The sequence below is a fragment of the Pseudomonas sp. MWU13-2105 genome, from assembly GCF_023242315.1.
Taxonomy (GTDB): Bacteria; Pseudomonadota; Gammaproteobacteria; order Pseudomonadales; family Pseudomonadaceae; genus Aquipseudomonas.
This window is the reverse complement of the sequence record NZ_JALLIY010000007.1, coordinates 167,157-188,720: the sequence shown is the minus strand read 5'-3', so window position 1 is coordinate 188,720 and position 21,564 is coordinate 167,157. Positions and strand designations below refer to the sequence as shown.

Below are 21,564 nucleotides of genomic sequence, written 5' to 3'. Positions count from 1 at the left end.
CTCCGGCAAACCACCCCCTACAAAGGTCAGGCCTGCGCCTGCCCTTCAGCCAGGAAGAACCAGGTCTCCAGCACGGAGTCCGGGTTCAACGACACGCTTTCAATGCCCTGTTCCATCAACCAGCGCGCCAGGTCCGGATGATCGGAAGGCCCCTGGCCGCAGATGCCGATGTACTTGCCGGCCTTGTTGCAAGCCTGGATAGCGTTGGACAGCAGCTTCTTCACCGCCGGATTACGCTCGTCAAACAGGTGCGCGATGATCCCGGAGTCGCGGTCCAGGCCCAGGGTCAGCTGGGTCAGGTCGTTGGAACCGATGGAGAAACCGTCGAAGTACTCGAGGAACTCGTCAGCGAGAATCGCGTTGGATGGCAACTCGCACATCATGATCACGCGCAGGCCATTATCGCCACGGGCCAGGCCGTTGGCGGCGAGCAGGTCGACCACCTGGCTGGCTTCGCCCAGGGTACGGACGAAAGGCACCATGATCTCGACGTTGGTCAGGCCCATCTCGTTGCGCACGCGCTTGAGGGCACGGCATTCGAGCTCGAAGCAGTCACGGAACGACTCACTGATGTAGCGCGAAGCCCCGCGAAAGCCCAGCATCGGGTTTTCTTCTTCCGGCTCGTAGAGCTTGCCGCCGATCAGGTTGGCGTATTCGTTGGACTTGAAGTCCGACAGACGCACGATGACCTTCTTCGGCCAGAACGCCGCCGCCAGGGTACTGATCCCTTCCACCAGCTTCTCGACATAGAAACCGACCGGATCGTCGTAACCGGCAATGCGTTTGTCGACGCTGTCCTTGATTTCCTGCGGCAGCCCGGCGTAGTTCAGCAGCGCCTTGGGGTGTACGCCGATCATGCGATTGATGATGAATTCCAGGCGGGCCAGGCCCACGCCGGCGTTCGGCAGCTGCGCGAAGTCGAAGGCGCGGTCCGGGTTGCCGACGTTCATCATGATCTTGAACGGCAGCTCCGGCATGGCATCGACGGAGTTTTTCTTGATATCGAAGCCCAGTTCGCCTTCGAAGATATAGCCGGTGTCGCCTTCGGCGCAGGAAACGGTCACGCCCTGGCCATCTTTCAGCAGCTGGGTCGCGTTGCCGCAACCGACCACCGCCGGGATCCCCAGTTCACGGGCGATGATCGCCGCGTGACAGGTGCGCCCGCCACGGTTGGTGACGATGGCGCTGGCGCGTTTCATCACCGGTTCCCAATCCGGGTCGGTCATGTCGGAGACCAGTACGTCACCCGGCTGGACCTTGTCCATCTCGGACACGTCCTGGATGATGCGTACCTTGCCGGCGCCGATGCGCTGGCCGATAGCCCGCCCTTCCACCAGCACGGTGCCGGTTTCCTTGAGCAGGTAGCGCTCCATCACGTTGGCCTGGGTGCGGCTCTTCACGGTTTCCGGACGCGCCTGGACGATGTACAGCTTGCCGTCGTCACCGTCCTTGGCCCATTCGATGTCCATCGGGCACTTGTAGTGCTTCTCGATGATCATCGCCTGCTTGGCCAGCTCGCTGACTTCGACATCGCTGAGGCAGAAGCGCGCGCGCTCGGCCTTGTCGACATCGACGGTCTTGACCGAGCGACCGGCCTTGGCTTCGTCGCCGTAGATCATCTTGATCGCCTTGCTGCCCAGGTTGCGGCGCAGGATGGCGGGACGACCGGCTTCGAGGGTGCCCTTGTGCACGTAGAACTCATCCGGGTTCACCGCGCCCTGCACGACGGTCTCACCCAGGCCGTAGGCGCCGGTGATGAACACCACGTCACGGAAGCCCGACTCGGTATCGAGGGTGAACATCACGCCGGCGGTGCCGGTTTCCGAACGCACCATGCGCTGCACACCGGCGGACAGGGCCACCAGCTTGTGATCGAAGCCCTGGTGCACGCGGTAGGAGATGGCCCGGTCGTTGAACAGCGAGGCAAAGACCTCCTTGGCCGCGCGGATCACGTTTTCCACGCCGCGGATGTTCAGGAAGGTTTCCTGCTGGCCGGCGAAGGACGCGTCCGGCAGGTCTTCGGCGGTGGCCGAGGAACGCACGGCCACGGCCATGTCCGGGTTGCCCGCCGACAGCGTGGCGAAGGCGGTGCGGATCTCGGCGTTGAGCTTCTCGGGGAACTCGGCTTCCATGATCCACTGGCGGATTTGCGCGCCGGTCCGGGCCAGGGCATTGACGTCGTCGACATCCAGTGCATCCAGTGCCGCATGGATCTGGTCGTTCAGGCCACTGAGTTCGAGAAAATCACGATACGCCTGAGCCGTAGTGGCAAAGCCGCCGGGGACCGATACACCGGCACCCGCGAGGTTACTGATCATCTCGCCCAGGGATGCGTTCTTGCCCCCTACGTGCTCTACATCATGGACGCCGAGCTTATCGAGGGAAACTACGTACTCTACCAAGGTGATCTCTCCACTAACTGTAACTGTATTGGAAAAGCTCAGGAGCGGGCTGCTCTGTGGCAGGTGAATCCGCTATGTGGCCTGGACCTGGAAAATAAGTGAGAATGCAGGCCACTCAAGGCCGGCAAGCCGCGCCTATCATATCCAAGAATCGTCACCAGCTTAAGGCCCAAGGCGCAAATGAAACGATCTGCTTTCTTTATCTCCGATGGTACCGGCATCACCGCCGAAACCCTGGGTCAAAGCCTGCTGGCGCAGTTCGAAAACGTAACCTTCGCCAAATTCACCCGTCCGTACATCGACAACGTCGACAAGGCCCGGGCCATGGTACAACAAATCAATATCGCCGCCGAAAAGGACGGATTTCGCCCGATCATCTTCGATACCATCGTCAACCAGGACATTCGTGAGATCCTCGCCACGTCCAATGGTTTCATGATCGACATCTTTTCCACCTTCCTCGCCCCGCTGGAACAGGAACTGAGCGAGCATTCATCCTACTCGGTGGGCAAGTCCCACTCCATCGGCGGCAGCTCCAACTACATGGAGCGCATCGAGGCGGTGAACTTCGCCCTGGACAACGACGACGGCGCCCGCACCCACTATTACGACAAGGCCGACCTGATCCTGGTGGGCGTGTCGCGCTGCGGCAAGACCCCGACCTGCCTGTACATGGCCATGCAATTCGGCATCCGCGCGGCCAACTACCCGCTGACCGAGGACGACATGGAGCGCCTGCAACTGCCGACCGCCCTGCGCGCCCACCAACACAAGCTGTTCGGCCTGACCATCGACCCGGACCGCCTCACCGCGATCCGCAACGAGCGCAAGCCCAACAGCCGCTATTCCAGCTATGCCCAGTGCGAATTCGAAGTCCGCGAAGTGGAAAACCTGTTCCGCCGCGAGAACATCCCCCATATCAACTCCACGCATTTCTCGGTGGAAGAGATTTCCGCGAAGATCCTCGTCGAAAAAGGCGTGGAGCGGCGCTTCAAGTAACTCTGCCGGGCAAACCTTCGGCGGCTGTGGGGGCCGTACCGGCCTCTTCGCGGGCAGACCAGCTAGATCACCAACAAATCCACAAACCGATGCACCGGCGTCGCCTCCAGGCGCGCCGGATCCTTGCACAGGGCGAGGATCCCGGCGCTGCGCTGAGCGGTGAAGCGTGTCGCCAGGTTGGCCTTGAACTTGTCCTCCAGCAACGGAATGCCCTCGGCCCGGCGACGCCGATGGCCGATCGGGTATTCAACCGCCACCCGCTCGGTACTCGTGCCGTCCTTGAAGAACACCTGCACGGCATTGGCAATCGAACGCTTGTCGGCCTCCAGGTATTCACGGGTATAGCGCGGCTCCTCGACGATCACCATCTTCTCGCGCAACACATCGATGATCGGATGGGACGCGTGGAACCCGTCCTCGTAGTGCTCGGCCACCAGGTCGCCGAAAGCCAGCGGCACCGCCGTCATGTACTGCAGGCAGTGGTCGCGGTCGGCGGCGTTGGCCAGCTTGCCGACCTTGGAAATGATGCGGATCGCCGATTCGTGGGTGGTAATCACGATCCGATCGATCTGGCCCAGGCGGTTTCTGACCTGTGGATGCAAGATCACCGCCGCCTCGCAGGCTGTCTGGGCATGGAACTCGGCCGGAAAGCTGATCTTGAACAACACGTTTTCCATGACGTAGCTGCCGTACGCCTGGGAAAGACGGAAAACGCGCTTGTCCGCGGGCTTGAGCGCCAGATCCTTGTTGGTGTGACTGAACAGCACGTCGTAGAAGCCCCATTGCGCCGCACTCAACACCCCGGGAATGCCCATTTCGCCGCGCAGGGCGATATCCGCCAGGCGCACGCCACGACTGCTGGCATCGCCCGCCGCCCAGGATTTGCGCGAGCCGGCATTCGGCGCGTGGCGATAGGTGCGCAATGCCTGGCCATCGACAAACGCATGGGACAGCGCCGCCAGCAGTTGCTCACGGTTGGCCCCCATCAGTTTGGCGGTGACCGCGGTAGAGGCGACTTTCACCAGCAGCACATGGTCAAGACCGACCCGATTGAAGGAGTTCTCCAGCGCGATCACGCCTTGAATCTCGTGGGCCACGATCATCGCTTCCAGCACCGTGCGCACGGTCAACGCAGGCTCGCCGTTGGCCACCTGCTTCTGCGACAGATGGTCGGCCACCGCAAGAATTGCGCCGAGGTTATCCGAGGGGTGACCCCACTCGGCAGCCAACCAGGTGTCGTTGTAGTCGAGCCAACGAACGAGGCAGCCGATATCCCAGGCCGCCTTGACCGGGTCGAGGCGAAAGCTCGTGCCCGGCACCCGGGCACCGAACGGCACCACGGTGCCCTCCACCAGCGGTCCCAGATGCTTGGTGCACTCGGGAAAACGTAGCGCCAACAGGCCGCAGCCGAGGGTGTCCATCAGGCAATGACGAGCAGTGTCCAACGCCTCCGGGGACTCGATTCGGTAATCGAGCACATAGTCGGCAATGTCCTGCAGGACCTGGTCGTAATCAGGACGCTCATTCAGATCGACGTTGGCGCTCATCCTCGCTTCACTCCCCTGGTATGCGTACCCAACCTTCCATCAGCACCCGCGCACTGCGACTCATGATGGCCTTGACCACGGTCCACTCACCATTGACCTGGGTGGCTTCGGCACCGACCCGCAAGGCCCCCGACGGATGGCCGAAACGCACCGCACTGCGCGCGCCGCCACCCGCCGCCAGGTTCACCAGGGTGCCGGGGATCGCCGCCGCCGTGCCGATGGCCACCGCCGCCGTGCCCATCATCGCGTGGTGCAGCTTGCCCATGGACAAGGCCCGCACCAGCAGGTCCAGATCGGCCGCCGCCACTGGCTTGCCGCTCGACGCAGTGTAGCTCGCCGGGGCCGCGACAAACGCCACCTTCGGCGTGTGCTGCCGCGTGGCCGCCTCGTCGATACGCTGGATCAGGCCCATGCGCACCGCACCGTAGGCGCGGATCGTCTCGAACATCGCCAGGGCCTTGGGATCGCTGTTGATATCCCCCTGCAACTCGGTACCGGTATAGCCAATATCCGCCGCATTGACGAAAATCGTCGGGATCCCGGCATTGATCAGGGTCGCCTTGAAGGTGCCCACGCCAGGGACTTCCAGGTCGTCCACCAGATTGCCGGTGGGAAACATCGAACCGCCGGCGCCCTCTTCTTCAGCGGCGGGGTCCATGAACTCCAGCTGCACTTCGGCGGCCGGAAAGGTCACGCCGTCGAGTTCGAAGTCACCGGTTTCCTGCACCTGACCTTCGGTGATCGGCACATGGGCGATGATGGTCTTGCCGATATTCACCTGCCAGATACGCACCACCGCCACGCCATTGCGCGGGATCCGCCCGGCATCCACCAGGCCGGCGCTGATGGCGAACGAACCGACCGCCGCCGACAGATTGCCGCAGTTGCCACTCCAGTCGATAAACGGCTTGTCGATGGAGACCTGGCCGAACAGGTAGTCGACGTCGTGATCGGCCTTGATGCTCTTGGACAGGATCACCGTCTTGCTGGTGCTGGAGGTCGCCCCACCCATGCCGTCGATCTGCTTCTCATAGGGATCGGGGCTGCCGATCACCCGCAACAACAACGCGTCCCGCGCCGCGCCGGGCAGTTGCGCCGCCTCGGGCAGGTCGTTGAGGTTGAAGAACACCCCTTTGCTGGTACCGCCACGCATATAGGTGGCGGGTATCTTGATTTGCGCTGCGTGAGCCATGAAATCTCCTGCAAGGTCTGGGCGCGATGGTATTTCGCGGCGAGACACGAATGGGTAGGAGCCGGTTTGCTGGCGATGACGACGCTGAATCGTGCGCCTCAAGCACTGGCAGACCGGCTTCTGATGAACAAGGCCGGGGCTTCGGTCACCGCCCCGGCGCCGTCCTCAACCCGCTGTGGCGGATTGCAGGAAGTCCTGGGCAAACCGCTGCAAGACACCGCCAGCCTCGTAGATCGAGACTTCCTCGGCGGTGTCGAGTCGGCAGGTCACCGGCACTTCGATACGCTCACCGTTGTGCCGATTGATGACCAGGGTCAAGGTGTTACGGGGGGTACGCGCGCCGATCACATCGAAAGTCTCGGTGCCGTCGATGCCGAGGGTCTTGCGATCGGTCCCTGGCTTGAACTCCAGCGGCAACACACCCATGCCCACCAGGTTGGTGCGATGGATACGCTCGAAACCTTCGGCGGCGATCGCCTCGACCCCGGCCAGGCGCACGCCCTTGGCCGCCCAGTCACGGGACGAGCCCTGGCCGTAGTCGGCACCGGCAATGATGATCAACGGCTGCTTGCGCTCCATGTAGGTTTCAATGGCTTCCCACATGCGCATGACCTGGCCTTCCGGCTCGACCCGCGCCAGGGAGCCCTGCTTGACCTTACCGCCTTCCACGACCATTTCGTTGAACAGTTTCGGGTTGGCGAAGGTGGCGCGTTGCGCGGTGAGGTGGTCACCGCGATGGGTCGCGTAGGAGTTGAAGTCCTCTTCCGGCAGGCCCATTTTCGCCAGGTACTCACCGGCCGCGCTGTCGAGCATGATGGCGTTCGACGGCGACAGGTGATCGGTGGTGATGTTGTCCGGCAGCACCGCCAGCGGGCGCATGCCCTTGAGCGGCCGCGCGCCGGCCAGGGCGCCTTCCCAGTACGGCGGACGGCGGATGTAGGTGCTCATCGGCCGCCAGTCGTACAGCGGGGTGACCTTGGGGCCGGTGTCCGCATGGATGGCGAACATCGGGATATAGACCTTGCGGAACTGCTCCGGCTTCACCGATGCCTTGACCACCGCGTCGATTTCCGCGTCGCTCGGCCAGATGTCCTTGAGGCGGATTTCCTTGCCGTCGGCATCCAGGCCGAGCACGTCCTTCTCGATATCGAAACGGATGGTCCCGGCGATCGCGTAGGCCACCACCAGCGGCGGCGAAGCAAGGAAAGCCTGCTTGGCGTAGGGATGGATGCGTCCGTCGAAGTTGCGGTTACCGGACAGCACGGCCGTGGCATAGAGGTCACGGTCGATGATTTCCTGCTGGATCGCCGGGTCCAGCGCACCGGACATGCCGTTGCAGGTGGTACAGGCAAAGGCCACGACGCCAAAGCCCAGTTGCTCCAGCTCCTTGGTCAGCCCGGCTTCGTCGAGGTACAGCGCCACGGTCTTGGAGCCCGGCGCCAGGGACGACTTGACCCACGGCTTGCGGGTCAGGCCGAGCTTGTTGGCATTGCGCGCGATCAGGCCGGCGGCGATGACGTTGCGCGGGTTGCTGGTGTTGGTGCAACTGGTGATGGCGGCAATGATCACCGCGCCGTCGGGCATCTGCCCCGGCACGTCGTCCCACTGGCCGGCAATGCCCTTGGCCGTCAGGTCGCTGGTGGCGACCCGTGCATGCGGGTTGCTCGGGCCGGCCATGTTGCGCACCACCGAGGACAGGTCGAACCGCAAGCCGCGCTCGTACTGCGCGCCCTTGAGGCTGTCGGCCCACAGGCCGGTCTGCTTGGCATAGGTTTCCACCAGCTTGACCTGCTCGTCCTCACGCCCGGTGAGTTTCAGGTAATCGATGGTCTGCTGGTCGATATAGAACATCGCCGCCGTGGCCCCGTACTCCGGGGCCATGTTGGAAATGGTCGCGCGATCGCCCAGGGTCAGGGCCGAGGCGCCTTCGCCAAAGAACTCCAGCCAGGCACCGACTACTTTCTGCTGACGCAGGAACTCGGTCAGCGCCAGCACCATGTCGGTGGCGGTGATGCCCGGTTGCAGCTTGCCGGTCAATTCGACGCCGACGCTTTCCGGCAGGCGCATCCAGGACGCACGACCGAGCATCACACTCTCGGCTTCGAGGCCGCCGACACCGATGGCGATAACCCCCAGGGCATCGACGTGGGGCGTGTGGCTGTCGGTGCCGACACAGGTATCAGGGAAAGCCACGCCGTCCCGCGCCTGGATCACCGGGGACATTTTCTCCAGGTTGATCTGGTGCATGATGCCATTGCCCGGTGGAATCACATCGACGTTCTTGAAGGCCTTCTTGGTCCAGTCGATGAAATGGAAACGGTCTTCATTGCGACGGTCTTCAATGGCGCGGTTCTTGGTAAAGGCGTCCGGGTCGAAGCCGCCGCATTCCACGGCCAGCGAGTGGTCGACGATCAATTGGGTCGGTACCACCGGGTTGACCTGGGCCGGATCGCCGCCCTGGGAAGCGATGGCATCGCGCAGGCCGGCCAGGTCGACCAGGGCGGTCTGGCCGAGAATGTCATGGCAGACCACCCGGGCCGGGAACCAGGGGAAGTCCAGATCGCGCTTGCGCTCGATCAATTGCTTCAGGGAATCAGTCAGCGTCGCCGGATCGCAGCGCCGCACCAGGTTCTCGGCGAGCACCCGCGAGGTGTAAGGCAGGGTTGCGTAGGCGCCGGACTGGATGGCATCGACTGCCGCGCGGGCGTCGAAGAAATCCAGGCGGCTGCCGGGTAGCGATTTGCGGTATTCAGTGTTCATCGTCAGGACTCGGTCACGGTAGATTCAAGAGTGGACGCAGCTCCTACAGCCGGTATTCAGCGACGTTCGATTGGCACGAACTTGCGCTGCTCGACGCCGATGTACTCGGCGCTCGGACGGATGATGCGGTTGTTGCCACGCTGCTCGAACACGTGGGCGGCCCAGCCGGTCAGGCGCGAACAGACGAAAATCGGCGTGAACAGCTTGGTCGGGATGCCCATGAAGTGGTATGCCGAGGCATGGTAGAAGTCGGCGTTGGGGAAGAGCTTCTTCTGCTCCCACATGGTTTTGTCGATGGCTTCGGAGACCGGGAACAGCACGCTGTCACCGACTTCATCGGCAAGCTTCTTCGACCAGCCCTTGATCACTTCATTGCGCGGGTCGTTGTCTTTGTAGATCGCATGGCCGAAGCCCATGATCTTGTCCTTGCGCGCCAGCATGCCGAGAGTGCCTTCGACGGCTTCCTGCGGCGAGCTGAAACGCTCGATCATTTCCATCGCCGCCTCGTTGGCGCCACCGTGCAACGGGCCGCGCAGGGAACCGATGGCCGCGGTGATGCAGGAGAACAGGTCGGACAGAGTCGAGGCACAGACCCGTGCGGTGAAGGTCGAGGCGTTGAACTCGTGCTCCGCGTAGAGGATCAGCGACACGTCCATGACCTTGCGGTGCAGCTCGCTCGGCGCCTTGCCATGCAGCAGGTGCAGGAAGTGCCCACCGATGGAGGCCTCGTCGGTGACGCAGTCGATGCGCTGGCCTTCGTGGCTGAAGCGATACCAGTAGCACATGATCGCCGGGAACGCGGCCAGCAGGCGGTCGGTGGCTTCGTGCTGGCGGGAGAAATCGCCTTCGGGTTCGATATTACCGAGGAAGGAACAGCCGGTGCGCATCACATCCATCGGATGGGCATCGGCGGGAATCCGCTCGAGCACTTCCTTCAGGGCCTGGGGCAGGTCACGCAGGGTCCGCAGCTTGCCCATGTAGGCCGCCAGTTCGGTGGCAGTCGGCAGTTCGCCGTATAACAGCAGGTAGGCGACTTCTTCGAAACGCGCCTCGGCGGCCAGTTCCCGCACGTCGTAGCCACGGTAGGTCAGGCCGGCGCCGGCCTGGCCGACGGTGGACAAGGCGGTTTGCCCGGCGACCTGACCACGCAGGCCGGCACCGCTCAGTACTTTTGCTTCAGCCATTGCTCTCTCCAATTCTTGATGTTGTCAGGGACTCGGCAATTCAATCAATGGGCGTTCGCCTCAAGAGGGTGCACACCCAAACCGTGGGAGCGGAGCTTGCCCGCGAAGCTTTTGGGCGCTCTCAGGGCCCCTTCGCGGCGGTGCGGCGATCCGACAAGCTCCGCTCCCACAAAAAAAACGATCAGCCCTTCTTCTGCGCAAACAACGCATCGAGCTTCTGCTCGAAGGTGTGATAGTCGATGCGATCGTAAAGCTCCATGCGGGTCTGCATGGTGTCGATCACGTTCTGCTGAGTACCGTCGCGACGAATCGCGGTGTAGACGTTTTCCGCGGCCTTGTTCATCGCGCGGAACGCCGACAGCGGGTACAGCACCAGGGCCACATCGGCAGCCTTCAACTGGTCGACGGTGAACAGCGGCGTCGCCCCGAACTCGGTGATATTGGCCAGGATCGGCGCCTTCACCCGGCTGGCGAACAGCTTGTACATCTCCAATTCGGTGATGGCTTCCGGAAAGACCATGTCGGCGCCGGCCTCGATGCACGCGGCGGCACGTTCCAGGGCCGACTCCAGGCCTTCCACGGCCAGGGCATCGGTGCGCGCCATGATCACGAAGCTGTCGTCGGTGCGGGCATCCACCGCCGCCTTGATGCGGTCGACCATTTCCTGCAGGGTGACGATTTCCTTGTTCGGACGGTGGCCGCAACGCTTGGCGCCGACCTGGTCCTCGATATGGATCGCCGCCGCGCCGAACTTGATCATCGACTTGACCGTGCGCGCGACGTTGAATGCGGAAGCGCCGAAGCCGGTGTCGACATCCACCAACAGCGGCAGGTCGCAGACATCGGTGATCCGCCGCACGTCGGTGAGCACGTCATCCAGGCCGGTGATGCCCAGGTCCGGCACCCCCAGGGAGCCTGCCGCGACACCGCCACCGGACAGGTAGATGGCCTTGAAGCCGGCGCGCTTGGCCAGCAAGGCGTGGTTGGCGTTGATCGTGCCGACCACCTGCAAGGGATGTTCGCTGGCGACCGCATCGCGGAAACGCTGACCGGGCGTGCTCTTGTTGGAACCCTGACTCATGACTCACCTCGCTTCGTAGCTGTCGGTTGGACGGCGTCCTGATAATGACGCGCGATATTGCGTTTCGACGCGCCGATATGACGGCGCATCAGCAGTTCGGCCAATTCGCCATCGCGATCGGCGATGGCATCGAGAATCCGGTGGTGTTCGGCGAACGCCTGGCGTGGCCGATTGGGGGTAACGGAAAACTGGATGCGGTACATGCGCACCAACTGGTACAGCTCGCCGCAGAGCATCTGGGTCAGGGTGCGGTTGCCGGCGCCCTGGATGATCCGGTAGTGGAAGTCGAAATCGCCTTCCTGCTGGTAGTAGCCGACCCCGGCCTGGAACGCCGCGTCACGCTCGTGGGTATTGAGAACCTGTCGCAACTCCTCGATTTCCTCGGCGGTCATGCGCTCGGCCGCCAAGCGACAGGCCATGCCTTCGAGGGACTCGCGGATCTCGTAGAGTTCGATCAGCTCGGCCTGGCTGAGGGACACCACCCGCGCCCCGACATGGGGGACGCGCACCAGTAGGCGCTGGCCTTCCAGGCGGTGAATGGCCTCGCGCAGCGGGCCGCGGCTGATGCCGTAGGTACGCGCCAGTTCCGGCTCGGAAATCTTGCTGCCGGGGGCGATCTCACCTTTGACGATCGCGGCCTGAATGCGCCGGAAGACGTTCTCGGACAAGGTTTCCGAATCGTCCTGGGCAATCACGGGCGACTCCAGCTCATGCAGCATATTGTCGACACCTCATCTTTCAATGGCGCTAAAACTAGCCAATATCAGCAACTCAGTCAAAGAATTAATTGGTATTGTCGACAATAGTCTAAGAAGCCCTCGAAAAGCACGGCTGAAGGGACACGCGTCGACCTATCCGGCGGGGCAGGTGCCCGGCGCTGGCGTGAGCAGACCAGCATGCTAGAATGCCGCGCGCATCCGTCGATGCGCTGCCTGTCATATTTTCCTGACAGACGTACGAGGATGCTTGCGCGATATTGCCAGTCCCCTTGAATCAAGATTGCCCGATACGCGCCAGGATTTATGAGACTCAAGCCTACCCCCCTACTGCTTCTCTACCTGTTTTGTCTGCCTGGCGTGAGCCTCGCGACAGAGAAGACGGTGTACGGCCTGAACGAGTACGCGCACCTGGCCGGGATCGACCTGCAGGTGCCGGCCAAGCTCGACACCGGGGCCAAGACCGCGTCCCTCAGTGCCCGCGACATCCACCGGTTCAAACGCAACGGCGAGAGCTGGGTGCGCTTCTACCTGGCGATCGACGCCGCGCATTCGCACCCGATCGAACTGCCCCTGGCCCGCGTCAGCAAGATCAAGCGTCGCGCCGGCGACTATGACCCCGATGAGGGCAACGCCTATACCGCGCGTCCGGTGGTCAACCTGGAAATCTGCATGGGCAGCGCCTTGCGCAGTATCGAAGTGAACTTGACCGACCGCAGCAGCTTCCAATACCCGCTGCTGATCGGCTCCGAGGCCCTCAAGCGCTTCGATGCACTGGTCGACCCCAGTCTCAAATATGCTGCCGGCAAACCCGCCTGCGGCCACGACGCTCAAACCGCCGAGTAATCCGAATGCGTTCTCTCACCCTCCACCTGAAAATCCTCATCACCGTACTGGTGCTGCTGGGTGCTTCGGTCACGGCCTATCAGATTTTCGTGTTGGGTATCCCCGTCACCGAGGACGCCACGGACGACTTGTGGAACATCGACGCCAAGGTCGAGTTCGTCGCCAGCACCAAGGAACCGGTGAAGATCCAGATGTTCGTGCCGCCCCTGAGCCGCGACTACGTCAGCCTCAACGAGAGCTTCATTTCCAACAACTATGGGGTCAGCGTCAATCGTGCCGACGGCAACCGCAAGGTCACCTGGTCGGCACGCAAGGTCAGTGGCAAGCAGACCCTGTATTACCGGCTGGTGCTGACCAAGCGTTACACCGGCGAGAAACCCAAGATCAAGGGCCCGACCTTCCGCGACAGCATGGCGATCGAGGGGCCGGAGAAAATCGCCGCCGACGCCTTGCTCGCGCCGATCCGCCAGCACTCGGCGGACGTCGAGACCTTCATCGGCGAAACCATCAAGCGGGTCAACAACCTGGCCGATGACAACGTCAAGCTGCTGCTCGCCGGCGACCCGTCGACCCCGCACAAGGCGCAGATCATCGAGTTGCTGCTGTCCATCGCCCATGTACCGATGGAACGGGCCCACACCCTCCGCCTGGTCGCCGATCAACCGCAAACCCCGGAACTCTGGTTGCGCAGCTTCAACGGCAATGACTGGCTGTACTTCAACCCGGACACCGGCGAACAGGGCCTGCCGTCCGACCGCCTGCTGTGGTGGACCGGCGCCGACAACCTGATCACCGTCGATGGCGGCAAAAAGGCCGGCGTCACCTTCAGCCTGAACAACAGCGAGATGAACGCCATCCGCCTGGCCAAGCTGACTGACGAGAACTCCGACGCCAACTTCCTCGAATATTCACTCTACGGCCTGCCGCTGCAAACCCAGCAGACCTTCATGATCATGGTGATGATCCCCATCGGCGTGCTGGTGATCCTGATCCTGCGCAACCTGGTGGGCCTGCAGACCCTCGGCACCTTCACCCCGGTGCTGATTGCCCTGGCCTTCCGTGAAACCCAGCTGGGCTTCGGTATCGTGCTGTTCACCATCATTACCGCCCTGGGCCTGTCGCTGCGCTCCTACCTGGAGCACCTGAAGCTGCAGATGCTGCCGCGGCTGTCGGTGGTGCTGACCTTCGTCGTGGTACTGATCGCCGCCATCAGCCTGTTCAGCCACAAGCTGGGCCTGGAGCGCGGCCTGTCGGTGGCGCTGTTCCCGATGGTGATCCTGACCATGACCATCGAACGCCTGTCCATCACCTGGGAAGAGCGCGGCGCCAACCATGCGCTGAAGGTCGCCATCGGCACGCTGTTCGCCGCCGCCCTGGCGCACCTGATCATGACCGTGCCGGAGCTGATCTATTTCGTCTTCACCTTCCCGGCGATCCTGCTGATCCTGGTCGGCTTCATGCTGGCGATGGGACGTTATCGCGGTTACCGCCTGACCGAACTGGTGCGTTTCAAGGCCTTCCTGAAGGAAGAAGCCTGATGTTCGGCCTGTGGAAAACCTGGAAGGCCCTGGAAGCCCGGGGCATCATGGGGATCAACCGGCGCAACGCGGACTATGTGCTCAAGTACAACAAGCGCAGCCTCTACCCCATCGTCGACGACAAGATCATCACCAAGCAGCGGGCCATCGCCGCCGGTATCCATGTGCCGGAAATGTATGGGGTGATTTCCACGGAAAAGGAAATCGACCGGCTTGAAGCGATCATCGATGGCCGCCGTGATTTCGTCATCAAGCCGGCCCAGGGCGCCGGCGGCGACGGTATCCTGGTGATCGCCGACCGTTTCGAGGGCCACTATCGCTCGATCTCCGGGCGCCTCATCAGCCACGGCGAAATCGAGCACCAGATTTCCAGCATCCTCACCGGCCTGTATTCCCTGGGCGGACACCGCGACCGCGCGCTGATCGAATACCGGGTCACCCCCGACCCGATCTTCAAAAGCATCAGCTTCGAAGGCGTACCGGACATCCGCGTCATCGTGCTGATGGGCTACCCGGTGATGGCCATGCTGCGCCTGCCGACCCGCCAGTCCCACGGCAAGGCCAACCTGCACCAGGGCGCCATCGGCGTCGGCGTGGACCTGGCGACCGGAATCACCCTGCGTGGCACCTGGTTGAACAACATCATTCGCAAGCACCCGGACACCACCCACCCGGTGGACGGCGTGCAATTGCCGAACTGGAACGCTTTCATGCAACTGGCGGCCGGCTGCCATGAGCTCTGCGGCCTGGGCTATATCGGCGTGGACATGGTCCTGGACCAGGACAAGGGCCCGCTGATCCTCGAGCTCAACGCCCGCCCGGGCCTGAATATCCAGATCGCCAACGACTGCGGCCTGACCCACCGCACCCATGCCGTGGAGGCCCACCTGGCGGAGCTGGCCGCCGAGGGCCTCAGCGAGACGCCGGCGCAACGGGTGCGTTTTGTCCAGGAACTGTTCGGGCATGTGCCGACGATCGGCGATTGATCCACTCCTCCGGGATAACTCCTACAAGGTAATCTCTATCCAGCGACATGCCCCTAGGAGCAATGCCTACGGGGGACTACAATCGCGCACCGCGCTTCCATGGCTGACCCGCCCCCCATGTTGACCTGCTCCGTACATCCGCTGCCCTACCATGCCAATCCCGCCCATTACTTCGCGGCGATTCGCCATGCGCCCGGCGCCGTGTTGCTCGACAGTGGTCGCCCCGAGGCCGAGCGCGGGCGCTTCGACCTGCTCAGTGCCTGGCCGCTGGAGCAACTGGCGGTGTTGCCGGATGAGCGCGGCACGACGTTCCTGCAACGCCTGCGGGACAACCTGGCGCGCCTGGGTGAAGCGCAACTGCCGGCGGCTTGCGAACTGCCGTTTGCCGGCGGCCTGATCGGCTACCTGAGCTACGACTTCGGCCGCCACCTGGAAAACCTGCCCGAGCAGGCGCGGGACGACCTGCAACTGCCCGATGCACGTTTCGGCCTGTATGCCTGGGCACTGATCAGCGATCACCAGCAAGGCAGCAGCCAACTGGTGTTCCATCCCAGCCTCGAAGCCGCAGAGCGCGAGCGGCTGATCCAGCTGTTCAGCCGGCCGGCCGGCCCGGTCATCGGCGAATTCCAGCTCAAGGGGCCGATGACCGCGGACCTCAGCGCCGAGGCCTACCACCAGGCCTTCGAACGTATCCAGCACTATATCCAGGCCGGCGACTGCTACCAGGTCAACTTTGCCCAGCGCTTCCGGGCTGACTGCCAGGGTGATCCGTGGGTCGCCTATTGCGCCTTGCGCGCCGCCTGCCCGACGCCCTTCTCCGGCTTCCAGAGCCTGCCCGACCAGGGCGCGGTGCTGAGCCTGTCACCGGAGCGCTTCGTCAAGGTCAGCCAGGGCCAGGTCGAGACGCGACCGATCAAGGGCACCCGCCCGCGCGGTCGCGACGCCGCCGAAGACGCCGCCCACGCCGCCGAACTGCTGGCCAGCAGCAAAGACCGCGCGGAGAACCTGATGATCGTCGACCTGCTGCGCAACGACCTGGGGCGCACCTGCCGCATCGGCTCGGTGCGGGTGCCGGAGCTGTTCAGCCTGGAGAGTTACCCCAATGTGCACCACCTGGTAAGCAGCGTGACCGGGACCCTGGCCGATGATCGCGACGCCCTCGACCTGATCGCCGGCAGCTTCCCCGGCGGCTCGATCACCGGCGCACCGAAGATCCGCGCCATGCAGATCATCGACGAGCTGGAACCGACCCGACGGGCGCTGTATTGCGGTTCGCTACTGTACCTGGATGTGCGCGGCGAGATGGACAGCTCCATCGCCATTCGCAGCCTGCTGGTCAAGGATGGCCAGGTCAGTTGCTGGGGCGGCGGCGGCATCGTCGCCGACTCCGACTGGCAGGCGGAATACCAGGAGTCCATCACCAAGGTGAAGGTCTTGCTCGATACCCTGCAAGGCCTGTGAAACGTCGCCCACTCGGAACACCACACAACCTGTGCCGGCTTGCCGGCGATGAGGCCCTCAAGCCTGTCATCGTTCAGGCGGATGCCATCGCCGGCAAGCCGGCTCCCACAAGGGGCCGCGTAAGGACATGCGGTCGTCGCCAAAGGATTTTGTTACTATTGGCCTATTCGAGCGCAAAGCGCCACTGACTGTAGGAACCGCCTGATGAGCCAACCGTTCGACGTCGCTGAACTCGCCGCGACATACGCCAACAAATCCGCCCAGGACATCCTCAAGCTGGCTTTTGCCCAGTTTGGCGACGACCTGTGGATATCTTTCAGCGGCGCGGAAGACGTGGTGCTGGTGGACATGGCCTGGAAACTGAACAAGAACGTCAAGGTCTTCAGCCTCGACACCGGTCGCCTGCACCCGGAGACCTATCGTTTCATCGATCAGGTACGCGAGCACTACAAGATCGATATCGAGCTGATCTCCCCTGATCACAATGAGCTCGAGCCTTTCGTCAAGGCCAAGGGCCTGTTCAGCTTCTACAAGGACAACCACGGCGAATGCTGCGGCATCCGCAAGATCGCGCCGTTGCGCCGCAAGTTGTCCGGCGTCAGCGCTTGGGCCACCGGCCAGCGTCGCGACCAGAGCCCGGGCACGCGCAGCCAGGTGGCGGCGCTGGAAATCGACAGCGCCTTCTCCACCCCGGAACGCACCCTGTACAAGTTCAACCCGCTGGCGCAGATGAGCAGCGAAGAGATCTGGGGTTATATCCGCATGCTCGAACTGCCCTACAACAGCCTGCATGAACGCGGCTTTATCAGCATCGGCTGCGAGCCCTGCACCCGCCCGGTGCTGCCGAACCAGCACGAGCGCGAAGGCCGCTGGTGGTGGGAAGAAGCCACGCAGAAGGAATGCGGCCTGCACTCGGGCAACCTGATCGCCAAGATCTGAAGCTGCCTGGAGGCTGGCAGGCTGAACGCAGATCCTGAACAAGGGACCCAACCTTGTGGGAGCGGAGCTTTTGACGGCCTCAAGGGCCTATTCTCGGGCAAGCTCCGCTCCCACAGTTGATGTGCCGTTCGAGAGAACACGTGCCTGACAGCGCGCACAAAAAAGCCCCGAACCGGTCGGGGCTTTTTCATGTCCGCGGGAACTCAGTGCACCGGCAGTTCGACACCGTCGAACAACTCTTCCAGCTCCTGCTTGTTGTGGCACTGGATAGCCTTGGCCATGACCTCACGGGTCAGGTGCGGCGCAAACTTCTCGATGAAGTCGCACATGAAACCGCGCAGGAAGGTGCCACGGCGGAAACCGATCTTGGTCACGCTGGACTCGAACAGCTCGCTGGCATCGAGCACCACCAGGTCCTTGTCGAGCACCGGGTCCACCGCCATCTTGGCGACGATACCGACACCCAGGCCCAGGCGCACATAGGTCTTGATCACGTCGGCATCCGCCGCGGTGAACACCACCTTGGGGGTCAGGCCGCGATGGCTGAAGGCCTCGTCCAGCTTGGAACGACCGGTGAAACCGAACACGTAGGTGACGATCGGGTACTCGGCCAGGGTTTCCAGGGTCAGCTTCGGCAGCTTGGTCAGCGGGTGCCCCTGGGGTACGACCACGCAGCGGTTCCAGCGATAGCACGGCATCATCACCAGGTCGCCGAACAACTCCAGGGCTTCGGTGGCAATGGCGAAATCCACGGTACCGTCGGCGGCCATCTCGGCGATCTGCATCGGCGAACCCTGGTGCATGTGCAGGGCCACGTCCGGGTATTGCTTGATAAAGCTGCTGATCACTGGCGGCAAGGCATAACGCGCCTGGGTGTGAGTGGTGGCGATCGACAGGGTGCCTTTCTTCTCGTTGGAAAATTCCTGGGCGATCTGCTTGATGCTCTCGACCTTGCGCAGGATCTCGCCGGCCGTGGTGATGATACGTTCACCAGCCGGCGTGACGCGGGTCAGGTGTTTACCGCTGCGGGCGAAGACTTCGACGCCCAGCTCGTCTTCGAGCAGGCGGATCTGTTTGCTGATACCCGGCTGAGAGGTGTAAAGGCTTTGGGCGGTGGCGGAAACGTTGAGGTCGTGGTGCGCCACTTCCCAGATGTAGCGCAGTTGTTGAAGCTTCATATGTATCCCTCAAAGCAGGTAGACGCCACAGGTAACAGCGGCGATATATAACTATATGAATGGTTTGAAGAATAAATCTAGAACTTTTTTGTCAAATCGCTGACTTTCCGCTTCAGATATCGCCATGGCGACGGCGCTGCAGAAGCGGCACCAGGTAGACCGGCACCTGGGCCAACTGCAGGACCCGTGCGGCGGTGCGTCCCAAGTGCGCCTCACCGGCCGCGCCATGGCTGTGACTGCCGACGATCAACAGGTCCACCGCAAGGGTCCGGGCCTGTTCGAGAATGACCTGCGAGGGGTCACCCTGGAGCACCTTGATCGACTGGATCATGCTCAGGTCCTGGAGCCCGTCCGCGCACTCCTCGCGAAAGCTGTCGAGCACCCGCTGCTCGATGGTTGCCATCACGGTGTTAAGACCCTGGCTATGGAATTCGTTCAATGCCTGCTCGTCCAGGTAGCTCTGCAACACCGATTCGGCGAACAAGCCCATCGGCTCGACCGCATGCACCACATACAAATCGGCCTTGAACGTCCGCGCCAGTTCCAAGGCATGCTGCATGACATAAGGCGCATACAGACCGAGGTCGGTGGCATACAACATCGAACGGATCATGGGGCCTCCTCGATTGCCAGAATGGCGGAGTTCAGTTGAGCTTAGCAGCGCCCCGAAGACCTCGGAGCGCGACTGGTCGGGCCGGCCCCGTTGCTCATCGCCGAAGGAGCACACTCCTGAAAACCCGACAAAACCTGTAGGAGCCAGCTTGCTGGCGATAACGGTTTACCCGGCGAACAAGTTGACTGCCAGATAGCAATCGCCGGCAAGCCGGCGGTCACAAGACTGCATCATCTCTCAGCGATTGTTCGCGTCAATAAACGCCAGGGCCTGATACAGGGCGCGGATCTTCGGCAACTCGCAACCGGCGGCGCTCGCCGCGGCCAGCGGCCTGGCATAGACGGCATCCAGCTCCAGGGCCCGCTTGTGCACGAAGTCGTGATACATGCTCGGCCAGTAGTCCGGCATCTTTTCCGTCACCTTGAACAGGTGCCCGGCATAACCGGCCGGCAGCTCGTGACCACAGGCCTGGGCGCCCCGCACCACCTCGGCCATCAGCGCCTGGACCAGTTCACGACTGTTGTCATCGCTCATCAGCGGCGTGGTGCTGGCCCGCAGCAACACCGACAGACCGTTGTAAGGCACGTTCCACACCAGCTTCTGCCAGCGCGCCTGCTGCAGGTTGGCCATCGCCTGGGACTCGATGCCCGCCGCATGGAACAAGCCGGCGCCCTCTTCGACCAGGGCCTGGCGGGCCGTCACATCCTGCAGCAGCGGGCCACTGTGATAGCCGATATTCACCGCGCCGAGGGCCTGGTGCACGATGACCCCGGGACCGGCACGGTGTACGCAGATAAAGCACAGCCCACCCAACAGATGCAAGGACTCGGGCAGCAGCCCGCGCAACTCGTCCTCCACATCGAGGCCGTTCTGCAGCACCAGCACCTTAGCCCCCGGCGCCGCGGCCTGGGCGATCAGCGGCGCGAGACTGGCATTGCTGGTGGCCTTGGCCCCCACCAGCAGCCAGTCGCAGGGCGGCATGTCGGCGGCCTGGGCATAGGCCTGAACGCTCTTCAAATGCAGGGGGCCGTGCACCGCGCTGTCGATCCGCAAGCCATCCTCGGCCACCGCCGAAAATTCGCTGCGCAGCAGGAAATGCACGTCGAAGCCGGCCCGCGCCAGCATCACACCGTAATACCCACCGATCGCACCGGTACCGATAATGCCGATACGCGGCCTGCTCGCTGAACCTGTCATGGCAACTCCTCTGGTACGACACTCAAGGCCTGCCGAACCGCGTCGGCAAGCTCGTTCACGGCCAGGCGCGAGCGCACGGCTCCATGAAAACCACCGTCCTTGACCACAAACAGCGCGGGCAGATGAAACACCCCGTAACGCTGCACCGCCCCACCGTTGTCACCCGCATCGATCCAGCACAGGCGTTCGACCGGCAAGGCCAGGGTCGGCAATAGCTCCCGGGCAAACCGACAGGAGGCACAACCGACGCTGGTGAAGATCAGTAATGAAACACCTGGCAAGTCCAATAGATTCCGGTCGATATCAAAATCCGTCAACTCCAGGCTCTTCACTATACTGTTGGAAAGTTTTTCCACTGACCGACGCAGGGAGTCGTTGTTCATGGTGCGCTTTCTTCCTCATCCCGATGACATTCCCGTCACATTGACCCTGCTTGAGCATTCCTGCATCTCCCGCCACCGGCTCGACAGCATCAGCCTGGGTGGCGTTTCCTGCCTCTCGGCCCGTGGCTGGCGCAAGGGCTCGGCGCTGCAAATGCGCATTCCGAGCCTCGGCGAAGCCGCCTGTTATCCCGGCTATGTGGCCTGGTGCCTGAAACGCAAGCACGGCTACCGGGTGGGCATTGCCTTTGTCGACGAGCAAACCCTGTTCGGCGCGCGCATGGGTGAGCAGGTCTGCCAGATCGAACGCTACCAGCGAACACGCGAGCGACAAAGCGAAGATCGGCAAAATGTCGAAGTCATCGCCCAGGAATGGGTTCGGCAACACGCCAGCGACTTCTCCCGGGCCAGCCTGGAGCAACCTTATGTGCGGGCTTTGCTCGATTAAACCGGCCAGGCCATTGCCCGCGCCCCGCCTAACGCGCTAAGGTTCGGCTCCCCGACGCGCTTAAATCTGCTGCGCTCCGCCGCGCGGGGATCGCTGG

The 21,564-nt window shown here is 62.9% G+C and carries 18 protein-coding genes; 7 read left to right on the top strand and 11 right to left on the bottom strand.

Annotated elements, in window-relative coordinates; genetic code table 11:
* Window positions 1-26: 26 nt before the first annotated feature.
* Window positions 27-2,402: a phosphoenolpyruvate synthase gene (gene ppsA / locus M5B96_RS12340; RefSeq protein WP_248796964.1), complete on the bottom strand. Its 2,376-nt coding sequence runs from the start codon at window positions 2,400-2,402 to the stop codon at window positions 27-29.
* 180 nt (window positions 2,403-2,582) lie between these two features.
* Between ppsA and M5B96_RS12335 the strand changes: the two genes are divergently transcribed.
* The gene (locus M5B96_RS12335; RefSeq protein WP_248796963.1) at window positions 2,583-3,401 is read left to right on the top strand and encodes a pyruvate, water dikinase regulatory protein; all 819 of its coding nucleotides are present in this window, start codon (window positions 2,583-2,585) and stop codon (window positions 3,399-3,401) included.
* A gap of 62 nt (window positions 3,402-3,463) precedes the next feature.
* Here the strand turns inward: M5B96_RS12335 and prpD are convergent, their stop codons facing one another.
* From prpD to M5B96_RS12305, 6 genes are all read right to left on the bottom strand, one after another.
* Entirely contained in the window at window positions 3,464-4,948 is a 1,485-nt protein-coding gene (prpD, locus tag M5B96_RS12330) for a 2-methylcitrate dehydratase (protein WP_248796962.1), read from the bottom strand.
* 7 nt (window positions 4,949-4,955) lie between these two features.
* Window positions 4,956-6,140, bottom strand: coding sequence for a 2-methylaconitate cis-trans isomerase PrpF (gene prpF, locus M5B96_RS12325; protein WP_248796961.1), 1,185 nt, complete (start codon window positions 6,138-6,140; stop codon window positions 4,956-4,958).
* 165 nt (window positions 6,141-6,305) lie between these two features.
* Entirely contained in the window at window positions 6,306-8,900 is a 2,595-nt protein-coding gene (gene acnD / locus M5B96_RS12320; RefSeq protein WP_248796960.1) for a Fe/S-dependent 2-methylisocitrate dehydratase AcnD, read from the bottom strand.
* Between the two features lie 56 nt (window positions 8,901-8,956).
* Window positions 8,957-10,084, bottom strand: a complete 1,128-nt coding sequence (gene prpC / locus M5B96_RS12315) for a 2-methylcitrate synthase (RefSeq protein WP_248796959.1) — start codon at window positions 10,082-10,084, stop codon at window positions 8,957-8,959.
* 181 nt (window positions 10,085-10,265) lie between these two features.
* Complete coding sequence (prpB, locus tag M5B96_RS12310; protein WP_248796958.1) at window positions 10,266-11,165, bottom strand: methylisocitrate lyase; 900 nt, start codon at window positions 11,163-11,165, stop codon at window positions 10,266-10,268.
* The gene (locus M5B96_RS12305) at window positions 11,162-11,884 is read right to left on the bottom strand and encodes a GntR family transcriptional regulator (RefSeq protein WP_248796957.1); all 723 of its coding nucleotides are present in this window, start codon (window positions 11,882-11,884) and stop codon (window positions 11,162-11,164) included. The genes prpB and M5B96_RS12305 overlap by 4 nt, the downstream gene beginning before the upstream one ends.
* 303 nt (window positions 11,885-12,187) lie before the next feature.
* Here M5B96_RS12305 and M5B96_RS12300 point away from each other — a divergent pair, with 303 nt between their 5' ends.
* The 5 genes from M5B96_RS12300 (at window position 12,188) to M5B96_RS12280 (ending at window position 17,651) form a co-directional block, all read left to right on the top strand.
* On the top strand, window positions 12,188-12,727 hold the full coding sequence (locus M5B96_RS12300) for an ATP-dependent zinc protease (RefSeq protein WP_248796956.1): 540 nt from the start codon (window positions 12,188-12,190) through the stop codon (window positions 12,725-12,727).
* A gap of 5 nt (window positions 12,728-12,732) precedes the next feature.
* Window positions 12,733-14,265, top strand: coding sequence for an inactive transglutaminase family protein (locus tag M5B96_RS12295; protein WP_248796955.1), 1,533 nt, complete (start codon window positions 12,733-12,735; stop codon window positions 14,263-14,265).
* Complete coding sequence (locus M5B96_RS12290) at window positions 14,265-15,251, top strand: alpha-L-glutamate ligase-like protein (RefSeq protein ID WP_248796954.1); 987 nt, start codon at window positions 14,265-14,267, stop codon at window positions 15,249-15,251. The genes M5B96_RS12295 and M5B96_RS12290 overlap by 1 nt, the downstream gene beginning before the upstream one ends.
* Before the next feature lie 117 nt (window positions 15,252-15,368).
* The gene (gene pabB, locus M5B96_RS12285; protein WP_248796953.1) at window positions 15,369-16,712 is read left to right on the top strand and encodes an aminodeoxychorismate synthase component I; all 1,344 of its coding nucleotides are present in this window, start codon (window positions 15,369-15,371) and stop codon (window positions 16,710-16,712) included.
* 204 nt (window positions 16,713-16,916) lie between these two features.
* Window positions 16,917-17,651: a phosphoadenylyl-sulfate reductase gene (locus M5B96_RS12280; protein WP_248796952.1), complete on the top strand. Its 735-nt coding sequence runs from the start codon at window positions 16,917-16,919 to the stop codon at window positions 17,649-17,651.
* Between the two features lie 203 nt (window positions 17,652-17,854).
* On the opposite strand, the gene cysB is transcribed toward M5B96_RS12280, so the two are convergent.
* The 4 genes from cysB to M5B96_RS12260 all read right to left on the bottom strand — a co-directional run bounded on the left by cysB (window position 17,855) and on the right by M5B96_RS12260 (window position 21,022).
* A complete protein-coding gene (gene cysB / locus M5B96_RS12275) occupies window positions 17,855-18,829 on the bottom strand; it encodes an HTH-type transcriptional regulator CysB (protein WP_040065465.1) in 975 nt (324 codons plus the stop codon).
* A 112-nt stretch (window positions 18,830-18,941) separates the two neighbouring features.
* Window positions 18,942-19,442 (bottom strand): universal stress protein, encoded by a 501-nt coding sequence (locus M5B96_RS12270; protein ID WP_248796951.1) that lies wholly within the window; start codon window positions 19,440-19,442, stop codon window positions 18,942-18,944.
* Between the two features lie 237 nt (window positions 19,443-19,679).
* A complete protein-coding gene (locus M5B96_RS12265) occupies window positions 19,680-20,639 on the bottom strand; it encodes a putative 2-dehydropantoate 2-reductase (protein WP_248796950.1) in 960 nt (319 codons plus the stop codon).
* A complete protein-coding gene (locus M5B96_RS12260; RefSeq protein WP_248796949.1) occupies window positions 20,636-21,022 on the bottom strand; it encodes a thioredoxin family protein in 387 nt (128 codons plus the stop codon). Before M5B96_RS12260 ends, M5B96_RS12265 begins: the two co-directional genes overlap by 4 nt.
* On the opposite strand from M5B96_RS12260, the gene M5B96_RS12255 reads away from it, so the two are divergent.
* Window positions 21,021-21,467, top strand: a complete 447-nt coding sequence (locus M5B96_RS12255) for a PilZ domain-containing protein (RefSeq protein WP_248796948.1) — start codon at window positions 21,021-21,023, stop codon at window positions 21,465-21,467. The genes M5B96_RS12260 and M5B96_RS12255 overlap by 2 nt on opposite strands.
* Window positions 21,468-21,564: the final 97 nt, after the last annotated feature.